Annotated in this window: 15 protein-coding genes; 3 read left to right on the top strand and 12 right to left on the bottom strand. The window is 65.0% G+C overall.

From position 1 onward, the window contains the following. Position 1: 1 nt before the first annotated feature. The 7 genes from AC1ME3_RS18110 to aroQ all read right to left on the bottom strand — a co-directional run bounded on the left by AC1ME3_RS18110 (position 2) and on the right by aroQ (position 6768). Entirely contained in the window at positions 2-1339 is a 1338-nt protein-coding gene (locus AC1ME3_RS18110) for an ABC1 kinase family protein (protein ID WP_480954270.1), read from the bottom strand. Positions 1340-1811: 472 nt separating this feature from the next. Further along, complete coding sequence (gene glnA / locus AC1ME3_RS18105; RefSeq protein WP_056062965.1) at positions 1812-3224, bottom strand: type I glutamate--ammonia ligase; 1413 nt, start codon at positions 3222-3224, stop codon at positions 1812-1814. A 143-nt stretch (positions 3225-3367) separates the two neighbouring features. Further along, complete coding sequence (locus AC1ME3_RS18100; RefSeq protein WP_055875939.1) at positions 3368-3706, bottom strand: P-II family nitrogen regulator; 339 nt, start codon at positions 3704-3706, stop codon at positions 3368-3370. Between the two features lie 184 nt (positions 3707-3890). After that, the gene (locus AC1ME3_RS18095) at positions 3891-4226 is read right to left on the bottom strand and encodes an arsenate reductase family protein (RefSeq protein WP_480955867.1); all 336 of its coding nucleotides are present in this window, start codon (positions 4224-4226) and stop codon (positions 3891-3893) included. 240 nt (positions 4227-4466) lie between these two features. Then, complete coding sequence (gene accC / locus AC1ME3_RS18090; protein ID WP_056490598.1) at positions 4467-5819, bottom strand: acetyl-CoA carboxylase biotin carboxylase subunit; 1353 nt, start codon at positions 5817-5819, stop codon at positions 4467-4469. Continuing rightward, positions 5819-6307 (bottom strand): acetyl-CoA carboxylase biotin carboxyl carrier protein, encoded by a 489-nt coding sequence (gene accB, locus AC1ME3_RS18085; protein ID WP_480954269.1) that lies wholly within the window; start codon positions 6305-6307, stop codon positions 5819-5821. Before accB ends, accC begins: the two co-directional genes overlap by 1 nt. A gap of 14 nt (positions 6308-6321) precedes the next feature. Next, entirely contained in the window at positions 6322-6768 is a 447-nt protein-coding gene (aroQ, locus tag AC1ME3_RS18080; RefSeq protein WP_132896360.1) for a type II 3-dehydroquinate dehydratase, read from the bottom strand. 170 nt (positions 6769-6938) lie between these two features. Between aroQ and thiS the strand changes: the two genes are divergently transcribed. From thiS to AC1ME3_RS18065, 3 genes are all read left to right on the top strand, one after another. Then, positions 6939-7931, top strand: a complete 993-nt coding sequence (gene thiS / locus AC1ME3_RS18075) for a sulfur carrier protein ThiS (protein ID WP_082441445.1) — start codon at positions 6939-6941, stop codon at positions 7929-7931. Positions 7932-8041: 110 nt separating this feature from the next. Then, positions 8042-8224, top strand: a complete 183-nt coding sequence (locus AC1ME3_RS18070; protein WP_056050734.1) for a CsbD family protein — start codon at positions 8042-8044, stop codon at positions 8222-8224. A 244-nt stretch (positions 8225-8468) separates the two neighbouring features. Beyond that, positions 8469-9131, top strand: coding sequence for an HAD-IA family hydrolase (locus tag AC1ME3_RS18065; protein WP_480954268.1), 663 nt, complete (start codon positions 8469-8471; stop codon positions 9129-9131). Between the two features lie 18 nt (positions 9132-9149). On the opposite strand, the gene AC1ME3_RS18060 is transcribed toward AC1ME3_RS18065, so the two are convergent. The 5 genes from AC1ME3_RS18060 to AC1ME3_RS18040 form a co-directional block, all read right to left on the bottom strand. Then, complete coding sequence (locus AC1ME3_RS18060; protein WP_480954267.1) at positions 9150-9335, bottom strand: hypothetical protein; 186 nt, start codon at positions 9333-9335, stop codon at positions 9150-9152. 70 nt (positions 9336-9405) lie between these two features. Beyond that, positions 9406-10410: an alpha/beta hydrolase gene (locus tag AC1ME3_RS18055; protein ID WP_480954266.1), complete on the bottom strand. Its 1005-nt coding sequence runs from the start codon at positions 10408-10410 to the stop codon at positions 9406-9408. Between the two features lie 74 nt (positions 10411-10484). Beyond that, positions 10485-10910: an MAPEG family protein gene (locus AC1ME3_RS18050; RefSeq protein ID WP_480954265.1), complete on the bottom strand. Its 426-nt coding sequence runs from the start codon at positions 10908-10910 to the stop codon at positions 10485-10487. A 199-nt stretch (positions 10911-11109) separates the two neighbouring features. Beyond that, positions 11110-12171, bottom strand: a complete 1062-nt coding sequence (locus AC1ME3_RS18045) for a 1,9-bis(guanidino)-5-aza-nonane synthase (protein ID WP_056048328.1) — start codon at positions 12169-12171, stop codon at positions 11110-11112. A gap of 148 nt (positions 12172-12319) precedes the next feature. Beyond that, positions 12320-13555 carry a type III PLP-dependent enzyme gene (locus AC1ME3_RS18040; protein ID WP_332746997.1) on the bottom strand — a complete coding sequence of 412 codons (1236 nt, stop codon included), beginning with the start codon at positions 13553-13555 and terminating at the stop codon, positions 12320-12322. Positions 13556-13622 lie beyond the last annotated feature (67 nt).

The following is a 13622-nucleotide window of genomic DNA, read 5'->3' as shown; positions in this document are numbered from 1 at the left end:
CTCACGATGGTACGCTGTCGCAATAGGCGGCGACCATCGTGCGGATGTCGACCCGCGCCTTCAGTCGCGCGGCGAGCAGGGCGGTGCCGCTGATCTTGCGCTGGACGAACAGCGTGTCGATCGGGGGCAGGTGCCAGGTGTCGCGGTCGCGCGCGATCTCGGTACCCTGTTCGCGCAGCACGCCGACGAACGCGCGGTCGCCGAAGTCGAACGGGCCGGGCTTGGCGAGTTCGACGAGGATGACGTCGATCATCCGGTCGACCAATGCGCGATGCTGGAGCACGGCCGCTTCGCCGAGGAACCCCGCGGCGATCGCGGCTTCGCGGACCGCGTCACGATCGCCGGCGAGGGCAGCGGTAAGCAGGCGGCGATAGCCTTCGCCGGTTTCGGCAGGGAGGGGACGGGCGGCACCGAAGTCGAGCAGGACCAGCTTTTCCGTCTCGGGCTGCCAGCGATAGTTGGCGAAGTTCGGATCGGTCTGCATCAGCCGCCAGTCGAACAACTCGCGCAGCACGAGCGAGATCAGGTCGTGCATCACCCGGTCGCGGACGTCCTGCGGTGCGGTTTCCAGCGTCTCGACGGGGACGCCGGTGACGAAGCTCATCGCAAGGACGCGTGGCGTGGTCAGTTCGGAGTAAAGCTTCGGGACCACGAACTGCGACTGATCGGCAAGCAACTCGCCGTAACGCGCGAGCATCTGCGCCTCGCGGAGGTAATCGGCTTCCTCGTGGAGCTGCTTCTTCGCCTCGTCGAGCAACGGCGCGATGTCGAGCGACTTGGGGAGCATGCCCGACACGCGCAGCAGCGTCGCGACGTTGTCGACATCGGCGTCGATGCTCTCCTTCACGCCGGGATACTGGACCTTGATCGCCAGCTCGGTGCCGTCGGGCAGGCGCGCGCGGTGGACCTGGCCGATCGAGGCGGCGGCGACCGGGTGCGCCTGGAAATGCGCGAAACGGCGGCGCCAGTCCTTGCCCCATTCGGCGGCGAGCACGCGGTCGAGCTGCTGCGGCGGCATGTGGTTCGCGTTGTTGCGCAGCCGGGCGAGGATGGTGGCGAGTTCGGGCGGGAGCATGTCGCCCGCGTCCATCGAGATCATCTGCCCCAGCTTCATCGCGGCGCCGCGGAGGTGCGAGAGCTGGTCGGCGACGCGGGTGGCGTTGGCGGGGGTGAGGAGGAGGTCGCCGATCTTGGGGCGTTCGCCGTTTGCGAGGCGGCGGGCGCCCTCGGCGACGACTCCGCCGGCGACACCGCCCGCGAGTTTGCCGAAGACTCCGAGACGGGCGAGGCGGCCGCTGGGGATCGCGCGTCCGGCGCTGTTGCCGCTGTCTTCGGTCACGGGTGTTCCTTGGGTTTTGGGGGGGCGGTGCGTCGCGGTTAGGATATGGGTGGCTCTAGCGGTCGATCAATCAGACCCAACGTGCGAAGTTAACCAAGGCTACCCTTGTTCTTTTGCGAAGCTTGTTCTCCCGCGAAGGCGGAAGCCCAGACTGGGTCCCCGCCTTCGCGGGGAAACATTGTTGGCGCGGATGCACGAAATCTGATCCTCCCCTGCAAGGGGAGATGGCAGCCTCTTGGCTGACGGAGGGGTGTCCGCCCTATCAAGAGTGGCGATACCCCTCCGTCTGGCTGCGCCAGCCACCTCCCCTTGCAGGGGAGGATTTACGAAAAAGGGCGCCCGGATTGCTCCGCGCGCCCTCTTCCAATTCAGCGACGTGGCAAAGCCACGCCGTCGGTCGTCGCGGTTCGCGACGCCGGCCGGACTTCGGCGTCTCGCGGTCAGCTTGCGCTGGCCGCGTGCGCCGTGCGCCTCACCCGCTGTAGTACATGTCATACTCGACCGGGCTGGGCGTCATCTCCCAACGCGCAACCTCGGCGTACTTGATCTCGACATAGCTCTCGATCTGATCCTTCGAGAACACGTCGCCCTTCAGCAGGAAGTCGTGATCCGCGAGCAGGCATTCGAGCGCCTCGCGGAGCGAACCCGCGACGGTCGGGACCTGGGCGAGCTCTGCCGGCGGCAGGTCGTACAGATTCTTGTCCATCGCCTCGCCCGGATGGATCTTGTTGAGGATGCCGTCCATGCCAGCCATCATCAGCGCCGCATAAGCGAGATACGGGTTGGCCAGCGCGTCCGGGAAGCGCACTTCGACGCGCTTCGCCTTGGGGCCGGTGCCGTACGGAATGCGGCACGATGCCGAGCGGTTGCGCGCCGAGTACGCCAGCAGCACCGGAGCTTCGTAGCCGGGGACGAGGCGCTTGTAGCTGTTGGTCGACGGGTTGGTGAACGCGTTGACCGCCTTGGCATGCTTGATGATGCCGCCGATGAAATACAGGCACATGTCGGAAAGGCCCGCGTAGCCGTTGCCGGCGAACAGCGGGGTCTTGCCTTCCCAGATCGAGAAATGCGTGTGCATCCCCGAACCATTGTCCTCCTTGATCGGCTTCGGCATGAACGTCGCCGTCTTGCCGTACGCGTGCGCGACTTGGTGGACGACATACTTGTAGATCTGCATGCGATCCGCGGTCTGCGTCAGCGTGCCGAAGGTCAGGCCCAGCTCATGCTGCGCGGCCGCGACTTCGTGGTGATGCTTGTCGCACGGCAGGCCCATCTCGATCATCGTCGAGACCATCTCGCCGCGGATGTCGACGGCCGAGTCGACCGGCGCGACCGGGAAGTACCCGCCCTTGGCGCGCGGACGGTGACCGAGGTTGCCGCCCTCATATTCGCGGCCCGAATTGCCCGGCAGCTCGATGTCGTCGATCTTATAGTAGCTCGTCGAATAGCTGTTCTCGAAGCGGACGTCGTCGAACATGAAGAATTCGGCTTCGGGGCCGACATACACGGTGTCGCCGACGCCGGTGGTCAGCAGATACGCCTCGGCGCGCTTGGCGGTCGAACGCGGATCGCGCGCGTAGAGCTCGCCGGTCGACGGATCGCTGATGTCGCATATCAGGATCATCATCGGCGTCGCCGAGAACGGATCGACATAGACCGCATCGAGATCGGGCTTGAGCGTCATGTCGCTCTCGTTGATCGCCTTCCAGCCCTCGATCGACGAGCCGTCGAACATCAGGCCGTCGGTCAGCTCGTCTTCGCCGATCAGGCTCGCGACCATCGTCAGATGCTGCCACTTGCCCTTGGGATCGGTGAACCGCAGATCGACCCACTCGATCTCCTGGTCCTTGATCATATTGAGAACGTCGGAGGCCGAATTCGCCATGATGCTTGCCCTTCGTTTTGAGATTTCCGCCGCCTCATGCGGGGAATCTAATTGCGGTATGGAACGAGATTTCCACACAATGTTGCGCCGCGTCAAATGACGATGTCGTCACTCGTCGTCAACGCAATATGCGTGGATAGGAACTAGATAGCGTCGTCGTCGCGCTCGCCGGTGCGGATGCGAAGCGCGCTCTCGACCGGGATGACGAAGATCTTGCCGTCGCCGATGCGGCCGGTCTGCGCGGCTGCCGCGATCGCCTCGACGACGCGCTGCGCGAGTCCGTCCTCGACGACGACCTCGAGCTTCACCTTGGGCAGGAAGTCGACGACATATTCCGCGCCGCGGTACAGCTCGGTATGGCCTTTCTGGCGGCCGAAGCCCTTGGCCTCGGTCACGGTGATGCCGCTCACGCCGATCTCGTGCAGCGCTTCCTTCACCTCATCCAGCTTGAACGGCTTGATGATGGCTTCGATCTTTTTCACAGGTACGCCCCCGATTGTCGTTGAAACCCTCGCCCTTGCGGGCGAGCCGTCCGCCCTGAAGGGCGCCTTGCACCAAGCGTGCCAGCCGCAGCGCCCTCGGGCAACCGCGGAATATCGTTGATTTCACTGCCCGAAATTGCGGCACCTGGGCGGTGCGTGCGCAATGTAAGAGCAGGGACGCTTATCACAGGATCTCGTGCAGCCGGGCGATCGGGCGGCCGAGCCGGACGCCTTTGTCGGTCTCGACCAGCGGGCGCTCAATCAACAGCGGGTCGATCATCATCGCATCGAGGATCGCTTCGGCATCGCCGTGCTTGACCGCCTTGGCGCCGTCCTCGGCCATGCGGAGCCCCTGGCGTGGCGTCATTCCCGCGCGGTCGTAAAGGCTGACGAGTTCCTCGCGGGATGGAGGGTTCTTGAGGTATTCGACGATCGTGACATCCGCCCCTGCCTCTTGCAGCAGCGCGAGAGCCTCGCGGGACTTCGAGCAACGCGGGTTGTGGTAGATCGTCGCCTTCACGAATGCTCCGTTATCATCTGACAATCCGTCATCCCAGCGAAAGCTGGGATATTCCGCTTGGTTTGCGATGCGACCCGAACGGGGAGATCCCAGCTTTCGCTGGGATGACGGGTGGGGGGCTGTTCTAGTCGGAGGCCGTAGGTCACCCGCCAGCGCGCACCCCGCCTCTTGTTCTCCCGCGAAGGCGGGAGCCCAGTCTGGGCCCCCGCCTTCGCGGGAGAACAATCTTAGTACAGAAGGTTACGCCCCCTGCTTGGCCAACCACTCTTCCAGCCACTTGATCGTGTACGCGCCTTCCTGGAACTCGGGATCGTCGAGCAGCGCGCGGTGCAGGGGAATCGTCGTCGTCACCCCCTCGATCACCATCTCCTCGAGCGCACGCCGCAACCGGCGCAGCGCACCCTGCCGAGTCGTCCCGTAGACGATCAGCTTGGCGATCATCGAGTCGTAGTAAGGCGGCACGCGATAGCCCGCATACAGCCCGCTATCGACGCGGACGTGCATCCCGCCCGGCGCGTGATAAACCTTAACCAGCCCGGGCGACGGCGCGAACGTGCGCGGATCCTCGGCGTTGATGCGGCACTCGATAGCATGACCGCGGAACTGGACGTCTTCCTGGCGCAGCGTCAGCGGATGGCCCTCGGCCACGCGGATCTGCTCGCGCACGAGGTCCAGCCCAGTGATCATCTCGGTCACCGGATGCTCGACCTGGAGCCGGGTGTTCATCTCGATGAAGTAGAATTCGCCCGCTTCCCACAGGAACTCGATCGTCCCCGCGCCGCGATAGCCCATGTCGGCCATCGCCTTGGCGACGATCCCGCCCATCCGTTCGCGCTCTTCCGCGGTGATGATCGGCGAGGGGGCTTCCTCAAGCACCTTCTGGTGGCGGCGCTGGAGCGAGCAGTCGCGCTCGCCCAGGTGGATCGCGTTACCCTCACCATCGCCGAAGATCTGGAATTCGATATGTCGCGGATTGCCGAGGTATTTTTCCATGTAGACGGTGGCGTCGCCGAACGCGGCCTTCGCCTCGCTGCCAGCCTGCTGCATCTGCGTTTCGAGATCGTCGGCGTCGTTGACGACCTTCATCCCGCGACCGCCCCCGCCCGAGGCCGCCTTGATGATCACCGGATACCCGATGTCCTCGGCGATGCGCTTGGCCTCGGCGATGTCGCTGATCGCGCCGTCCGAACCGGGGACGAGCGGCAGCCCGAGCGCGCCCGCGGTGCGCTTGGCCTGGACCTTGTCGCCCATCGTCCGGATGTGCTCGGGCTTCGGCCCGACGAACAGTATGTTATGAAGCTCGACGATCTCGGCGAACTGCGCGTTCTCGCTGAGGAAGCCGTAGCCCGGATGGATCGCATCCGCGCCCGAGATTTCGGCGGCCGAGATAATGTTCGGGATGTTCAGATAGCTGTCCGCGGCGGACGGCGGTCCGATGCAGATCGCTTCGTCCGCGAGCCGGACGTGCATCGCGTCGGCGTCGGCGGTCGAGTGCACCGCGACCGTCTTGATGCCCATCTCATGGCAGGCACGGTGGATCCGCAGCGCGATCTCGCCGCGATTCGCAATGAGCAGCTTCTTGATTTGCGGCATTATTCCACCACGACCAGCGGCTGGTCGAACTCGACCGGCTGGCCGTTCTCGACCAGGATCGCGGTCACCGTGCCGGCCGACGGCGCGACGATCGTGTTCATCACCTTCATCGCCTCGATGATCAGCAGCGTGTCGCCGGCATTGACCTTCTGGCCGACCGTCGAGAACGGCTTCGCCTCGGGATTGGCGGCGAGATAGACGGTGCCGACCATCGGCGACTTGACCGCGCTCGCGCTGATCGCGGGGGCGGATGCGCCGACCTCGGCCTGCGGGATCGACAGCGGTGCGGAGACCGGGGCCGGAGCAGGCGCCGGCGCGTAATGCGCGACGGGTGCTGCCTGGGCGGCCTTGCGCGCGACGCGGATCCGGCGCGAGCCGTCCTCGACCTCGATCTCGGTCAGCTGCGTGGTGTCGAGCAGTTCGGCGAGCTGGCGCACCAGGGTCACGTCGACCTGCATTGCGCCTGTGGTTTCTGGTGTATCGTTCATGGCGGGGCCTCCTGTCAGAACCGTGCGACGGCTTCAAGCGCGAGCAGATACGAAAGCGCGCCGAAACCCGCGATCGTACCCTTCGCTGCCTGACCGACCAGGCTCACATGCCTGAACGATTCACGTGTATGGGGATTGGAAAGATGCACTTCGATCACCGGCGTCTTCACGCCCTTGATCGCGTCGTGCACCGCGACCGAGGTATGCGTGAACGCACCCGCGTTGAGGATCACCGCCTTCGCACCGCGCGCCTGCGCCTCCTGGATCCAGTCGACGAGGTGCCCCTCGTGATTCGACTGGCGCATGTCGATCTCAAGGTCGAGCTCGCGGGCGCGGTCCTCCAGCATCCCGGCGATGTCGTCGAGCGTCTCGTCGCCATAGATTTCCGGCTCGCGCGTTCCCAGCAGGTTGAGGTTGGGGCCGTTCAGGACGAACACTGTCGCAGTGACGGTATCGGGCAAGGGCAGCTCCTGGTTGCGAGGGCTGCGAACGACCCCCTATATGCGTCGTCCCACCCTTACCCGTTCGTGTCGAGCGAAGTCGAGACATGAGACCGGCAGCGGACGGGTGGTTTCTCGATCAGCCTGTCCCGAGCCATGTCGAGGGGCTCGAAACGAACGGAAAGTTTTGCATGCCCCACTCCGATGGTACCGTCTCCATTACCGTCAACGGCGAACACAAGCGCGTCTCCGCCGGGCTTAGCCTCGCAGGGCTCGCGACCGAACTCGGCCTCGTGCCCGAGAAGATCGCGGTCGAGCGTAACATGGAGGTCGTGCCGCGCTCGACCCTGGCGGACGTGATGGTCGAGGACGGCGACGACCTGGAGATCGTCCACTTCGTCGGTGGTGGCGACCATGAAGACAGCTGGACCGTCGCAGGCCAGACGTTCAAGTCGCGGCTGATCGTCGGCACCGGCAAGTACAAGGACTTCGCGCAGAACGCCGCGGCGGTCGAGGCGTCGGGCGCGGAGATCGTCACCGTGGCGGTCCGCCGCGTCAACGTGTCGGATCGCAATGCGCCGATGCTGACCGACTTCATCGACCCCAAGAAGATCACCTACCTGCCCAACACCGCCGGCTGCTTCGATGCCGAATCGGCGATTCGCACGCTGCGACTGGCGCGCGAGGCGGGCGGCTGGGAGCTGGTGAAGCTCGAAGTGCTTGGCGAAGCGAAGACGCTCTATCCCGACATGGTCGAGACGCTGCGCGCGACCGAGATCCTCGCGAACGAGGGCTTCAAGCCGATGGTCTATTGCGTCGACGATCCGATCGCCACCAAGCGCCTCGAGAACGCCGGCGCGGTCGCGATCATGCCGCTGGGCGCACCGATCGGTTCGGGGCTGGGCATCCAGAACCGCGTGACGATCCGCCTGATCGTCGAGGGGGCAGGGGTGCCCGTACTGGTCGACGCCGGCGTCGGCACCGCGTCGGATGCCGCGGTGGCGATGGAGCTCGGCTGCGACGGCGTGCTGATGAACACCGCGATCGCCGAGGCCAAGGACCCGCTGATGATGGCCGCCGCAATGAAGGCCGCGGTCGAATCGGGCCGGCTCGCCTATCGCGCCGGGCGGATGGGCCAGCGCCGCTATGCCGATCCGTCTAGCCCACTGGCGGGACTGATCTGAAACATAGGTCATGACGCAAACGTCACGGAACCCACGGTAAAGACGGCCGTTATACCTTAGCAAGTTCAAGCGGCCCGGTTGGCGGGCCCGCATAACAAGTGGAGGCTCTGATGGGCGAGTTCACCGACAAGGTCGCAGCAGCAGGCAACAAGGTTGCAGGTAACGTCAAGGAAGCCGTCGGCAAGGCGACCGACAACGAGAAGCTGGTAGCCGAAGGCGAGGCGCAGCAGGCCAAGGGCACTGCGCAGAACGTCAAGGGCAGCGTCAAGGGCGCGCTCGGTGACGACATCTAAGCTTTAGCTTGGTGTAGGAATACAGGCCGCTTCGGGAAACCGAAGCGGCCTTTTCTTTGTGTGGTGTGTCGAGATGGGGGCGAACCCTTTAATACTATCGTCATTCCCGCGCAGGCGGGGACCCATACCCTATATCGCGTCGATAGATCCGCACCGTCAGCCAATATGGGTTCCCGCCTCCGCGGGAATGACGAAGGGGCGTTAAGGCTTGCCCCACCCACAAAACCCCATCACGAGCACCCGAATGACTCTCCCGACCCGTAGCTACGCCGCATTCCTGTTCGACATGGACGGCACGATCCTCACCTCGATCGCCTCCGCCGAGCGAACCTGGACGAAGTGGGCGATCGCACATGGCCTCGACGCCGCGACGTTCGTGCCGACGATCCACGGCGTGCAATCGGTCGAGACGGTCCGCCGCCTCAACCTCCCCGGCGTCGACCCGGTCGCCGAGGCAGCCGCGATCACTGCCGCCGAAATGCTCGACGTCGGCGATATCGAACCAATTGCCGGTGCCGCCGCATTCCTGGCCAGCTTGCCCCCGGAGCGCTGGACGATCGTCACGTCTGCCCCTCGGGCGCTAGCCGAAGTCCGCCTCAAGGCTGCCGGCCTGCCGATCCCCGCGACGATGATTGCCGCGGACGACATCCCCAACGGCAAGCCCGCACCCGACTGTTTCCTGGTCGCAGCCGAACGACTCGGCGTCTCGGCGAGCGATTGCCTGGTGTTCGAGGATGCCCCCGCCGGCATCACGGCCGGCGAGGCAGCGGGTGCGGATGTCCTGGTGATCACGGCGACCCATGGAACGAGCCACCGGCTCGATACGCGTCATCCGCGGATAGACGATTATCTGGACGTAACCGCTACGATTACCTCAGACGGTCGACTGGCGGTTACTTCTAGCTGACCGCCACGCACGATCGGTTCAATCCGCATCACCAGATCGCCGCGCCCGCGCGATCAGCTCGTCGAGCGCCGCCTCATCCAGCCGACCCGCCGTGCGCAACGCCGCTTCGGGAGTCATCGCGATGACCGCCCCGTCCGGCCCGTCGATCACGACCTCGCCATTTTCATGGAAGACGTCGCGGGGTTCGGCATGCGGACTAGTCATCGCGCTCTCCTGATCTTTCAGGACAAACGTCGGTGAGGACGGATAGGTCCGTTATGCTGACCCACCGTCGTCAGCCAGCTACAAGTTCGCCCATCCAGCGATCGAACAATTGCGGCCACAACGACCCAGGCGATCGAGGCGACAGGCGCGTGCCGAAGCCGTGTCCGCCATGCTGGAGGAAATGCGCTTCGGCGGGGATGCCGGCGCGGCGGGCGGCGGCGAGCGTATCGACGCTGTTGGCGACCGGGACCGTGTTGTCGTCCTCGGCATGCACGAGGAACAGTGGCGGGTCGCCAGCCTTCAACTGTCGGTCGATCGCATAGCGCGCCTGGACCGCGGGTAACGGATCAGGACCGAGCAGGTTCGCGCGCGATCCGCCGTGACTACGGCCGGGATCCATGTTCGAGACCGCGTACATGAGCCCCGCCCAGGCGGGGCGTGCCGAGTGCCGGTCGGCGGCATCGACCGGGCGATACGCCTTGAACTCGTGCAGCACCGCCACGGACCCGGCAAGGTGCCCGCCCGCCGAGAAACCCAGCACGCCGAGCTTTTCCGCTCGGATTCCGTAGACGCGCGCGTTGGCACGGATCAGCCGCATCGCACGCTGCGCATCCGATAGCGGCACGTCGGCGCGATCGGCCCAGCCTTCGCCGGGCAGGCGGTAGCTCAGCACGAACGCGGTGATCCCGAAACCGTTCAGGACGCGCGCTACGTCGATGCCCTCGTTGCGCAGCGACGTGATCGAATAGCCGCCGCCGGGCACGATCAGGACCGCGCGCCCGTCTGGCCGAGCCGGGCGGAACACGCCGACCTCGGGCCGCACCACGCCGCGCATCTGGAAATCGCGATACCCATCGGGGTAGCGCGGCATCCGCGGCTGCGGCACCGGCAGCGGGTTCGGCGCGCCTGGCGGGATACCGGGCCATAGCGCAAACCGTTCTGCGGGCGGCCACATTGGCACGTCCGTCGCGCGAGGCTGAGCAGCAGTGAACTGCGCGCCGCTCCGCGCGAATGCAGGAAGCGCCAGCCCGGCGGCAAGGGGGAGGGTGAGAAGCGAACGGCGATCGAAGGTCATGGCGAAATCCTAGACGATCGGATTGCGTTCGGGGAGAGGCGGGCGCCGCGATCGGCGATTATTCGCAAGCCGTCTCAAAACACGGCGAGCGCGGCGTGCAGCGTGAGCGCGACGAGCATCAGGCTCGACAGCGTGAAGAAGAGAAAGCGGGCCCGGACGCGGTTGCTGGTTGCCTGGACGAGGCTGTGCGCGATCCGCAGCCCGACATAGGCCCAAGCGATCCAGGCATTGATGCCGTTGCCTGTGCCGCTCAGCGCCAGCACGGCGCATACCGCGTAGAACAGCGTCGGCTGTTCCATCAGGTGATTGTAGTTGTGCGCCTTCCACTGCACCTGCGGCGGCAGCGATCGATCCGCGTCGGACGCCTTGGTGCCGACGAGCTTGCCCATATCGACGCCGGCCGCCTTCATCGCCGGCAACCGCGTCGCGAGCGTCCAGCCCAGCATCACGAGCGTCCACGCGATCAGGACGACCATCGGTCGCAGGATGTCGCTGTGCATGAAAAAGCCTCCCCCGGTTATCCGAAGGAGGCTGCCTCAATTGCCCGGAAGGGGCAACGGTATCTCTAATCCTCCCCCGCCAGGGGGAGGTGGCAGGCGCTTGCCTGACGGAGGGGGAGGAGAGGGCAACCAGCGTTATCGCCGCCTCCCCCTCCGCCGCTTCGCGCCACCTCCCCCTTGCGGGGGAGGATCAGCAGCCTCAGGCCTTGTCGAAGCTAGCGCCCCACTTGCGGACCGGACGGTCCTTCCAAAGCCCACGATGATACGCGTCCGAGGCCAGCAGCGGCATGACCGAACCCGCTTCCGCGAACACCATCTGCTCGATACCCGTGTTCACCTTGCCCCACGACGCTGCCTCCTGCAGCGTCGAGGACGAGCACGCACCGTCGCGCACGTCGGCGACGGTGATCTGCACCGCGTACTTGTGCACCTGGACGTCGTCGTGACCGAGGATCTCGGCGCAGACGACGGTGTCCTGGATGAAGTTCTTCGGCACGCCGCCGCCGATCATCAGCAGGCCGGTGGTGCCCGCCTTGATCTTGATCTCGGTGAGCTCGCGGAAGTCGGCGATCGCGTCGAGGACCATGTACGGCTTGCCAGCCTTCACCGCGTCGACCTGATGCTTGACCAAACCGAAGCCTGCCGAAGAATCGACGAACGCCGGGCAGAAGATCGGTACGTCATGCTCATAGGCGAGCTTGACGAGGCTGTTCTCCTTCTTGCCGTGCTCAACGAGATACTTGCCCATCTCGCGGATGAACTCGCGGCTCGAATAGGCGCGCGGCTCGAGCGTCTCGGCGATCTCGAAGATCGTGTGGTCGACGTGCTGGAGCTCTTCCTCGTCGATATAGGTGTCGTAGATCCGGTCGATCATCAGCGAGCGCAGCACGTCGTCGTGCGGCACTTCGAGAGCCTGGTAATGCTTGTGGCCGAGGCCCTCGAAGAAATCCATGTCGACGATCGTCGCGCCGGTCGCGACGATGCCGTCGATCATGTTGTTGCGCAGCAGCTCGGCATACAGGTCCATGCAACCGCCGGCGCTCGTCGAGCCTGCGATCACGAGGAAGATCGTGCAGTCCTTGTCGGCCAGCATCTGGTTGTAGATGTCGGTCGCACGGCCGAGGTCGCGGCTGGTGAACGACATCTTCTTCATCGCGTCGACGATCGGCCGCGCGTCGAAGCTGGTGATGTCGATATGCTCGACGGTGGTCGAAAGGAGTTCCGCCTTGCGCTGCGCGTCGATGCGAGTGTCTTCGGTCATAACATGCTCCATAAATCCCCCTTCCGCTTGCGGGAGGGGTTAGGGGAGGGACTGAAATATCCGCGAACGCCACGCTCGCGGACAAGCCCTCCCCCGACCCCTCCCGTAAACGGGAGGGGAGGAAGAAGGGCGCGGTACTAAAGCTTGGTTACAGCTTGACGACGTTCGACGCGAGGTCCTGGAAGCGTTCGTCATACAGCGAGACCATCGGCTCGTCGGTGACGATCACCGTCTCGTCCGATCCGAACCCGTTGAACGCGGTCCGCATCGCCGAGCCGTAGGCGCCGAGCATGCCGATCTCGATATAATCGCCGGCCTGCGTGTCCGCGGGCAGCATGAACGGGCCGACCATATAGTCCATGTCGTCGCACGTCGGACCATAGAAGCTGAACTCCATGTCCTTCGCCCGGCTGTCCGGTTCGCGGAGAAGCTCGGTCGGGAAGCGCCAGCCGATATGCGCCGCATCGAACAGCGCGCCATACGCACCGTCGTTGATATACAGCTCGGTCCCGCGACGCTTCTCGACGCGCACAATGATCGACGAATATTCCGCGCACAGCGCCCGGCCCGGCTCGCACCACAGTTCGGACGAATAGCTGACGGGCAGCGATTCGAACGCACGGTGGATCGTCTCGAAGAAATGCTCGAGCGGCGGGGGCTCCATGCCGGGATACGAAGACGGGAAGCCGCCGCCGACGTCGATGACGTCGACCGTGACCGCCGCCTCGACGATCGCCGCACGGACGCGCTCCATCGCGTTCGAATACGCTTCGGGGGTCATCGCCTGCGAACCGACATGGAAGCAGATGCCGAGTGCGTCCGCCGCCTGGCGGGCCGCGAACAGCAGCTCCTTGGCTTCGTGCGGGGCGGCACCGAACTTCGACGCCAGCGACAGCTTCGAATGCTCGGAAGACACGCGCAACCGCACGCAGAGCGTCAGGTCGGTGGCTTCGCGGGTGGCACGAACGACCTTGTCGAGCTCTTCCAGGCTGTCGAGGCTGAAGGTACGGACGCCGTGCGTGAAATACGCCTCGGCGATCGCTTCCTCGGCCTTGACCGGGTGCATGAAGCACAGGGTTGCCTCGGGCAGCGTCCGTGCGACCAGGCGCACTTCGGCAATCGACGCCACGTCGTAATGCGTGATGCCATTGTCCCACAGGATCTGCAGGAGTTCGGGAGACGGGTTCGCCTTCACCGCATACATCGAGCGACCCGGGAACTTCTCGACGAAGAACCGAGCGGCGCGCGCAGCAGCGTGCGGACGAACGAGCGTGACCGGATTGACCGGACGCCCTTTAGCGATGTCGATGCCGCTCCCGATGTGGGAGGTGTCGGCGGTCGAATGGGCTTTCGCTAACCCCAGCGCGATATGATGCTTGACCAATTCAAGGGACCTCCAATGTCCTGAGACAAATTACAAAAACACTGCCTTGCGGTTGGAAGTCCCATGG

The organism is Sphingomonas sp. BL2, assembly GCF_056680015.1.
This window is presented reverse-complemented; position numbering and strand designations above follow the sequence as displayed.

Excerpts from the sequence above, each read along its gene's own strand:
- glnA (WP_056062965.1), bottom strand. The coding sequence starts at position 3,224 with ATGGCGAATTCGGCCTCCGACGTTCTCAATATGATCAAGGACCAGGAG.
- accC (WP_056490598.1), bottom strand. The coding sequence starts at position 5,819 with ATGCCGCAAATCAAGAAGCTGCTCATTGCGAATCGCGGCGAGATCGCG.
- accB (WP_480954269.1), bottom strand. The coding sequence starts at position 6,307 with ATGAACGATACACCAGAAACCACAGGCGCAATGCAGGTCGACGTGACC.
- thiS (WP_082441445.1), top strand. The coding sequence starts at position 6,939 with ATGCCCCACTCCGATGGTACCGTCTCCATTACCGTCAACGGCGAACAC.
- AC1ME3_RS18070 (WP_056050734.1), top strand. The coding sequence starts at position 8,042 with ATGGGCGAGTTCACCGACAAGGTCGCAGCAGCAGGCAACAAGGTTGCA.
- AC1ME3_RS18065 (WP_480954268.1), top strand. The coding sequence starts at position 8,469 with ATGACTCTCCCGACCCGTAGCTACGCCGCATTCCTGTTCGACATGGAC.
- AC1ME3_RS18060 (WP_480954267.1), bottom strand. The coding sequence starts at position 9,335 with ATGACTAGTCCGCATGCCGAACCCCGCGACGTCTTCCATGAAAATGGC.
- AC1ME3_RS18055 (WP_480954266.1), bottom strand. The coding sequence starts at position 10,410 with ATGACCTTCGATCGCCGTTCGCTTCTCACCCTCCCCCTTGCCGCCGGG.
- AC1ME3_RS18050 (WP_480954265.1), bottom strand. The coding sequence starts at position 10,910 with ATGCACAGCGACATCCTGCGACCGATGGTCGTCCTGATCGCGTGGACG.
- AC1ME3_RS18045 (WP_056048328.1), bottom strand. The coding sequence starts at position 12,171 with ATGACCGAAGACACTCGCATCGACGCGCAGCGCAAGGCGGAACTCCTT.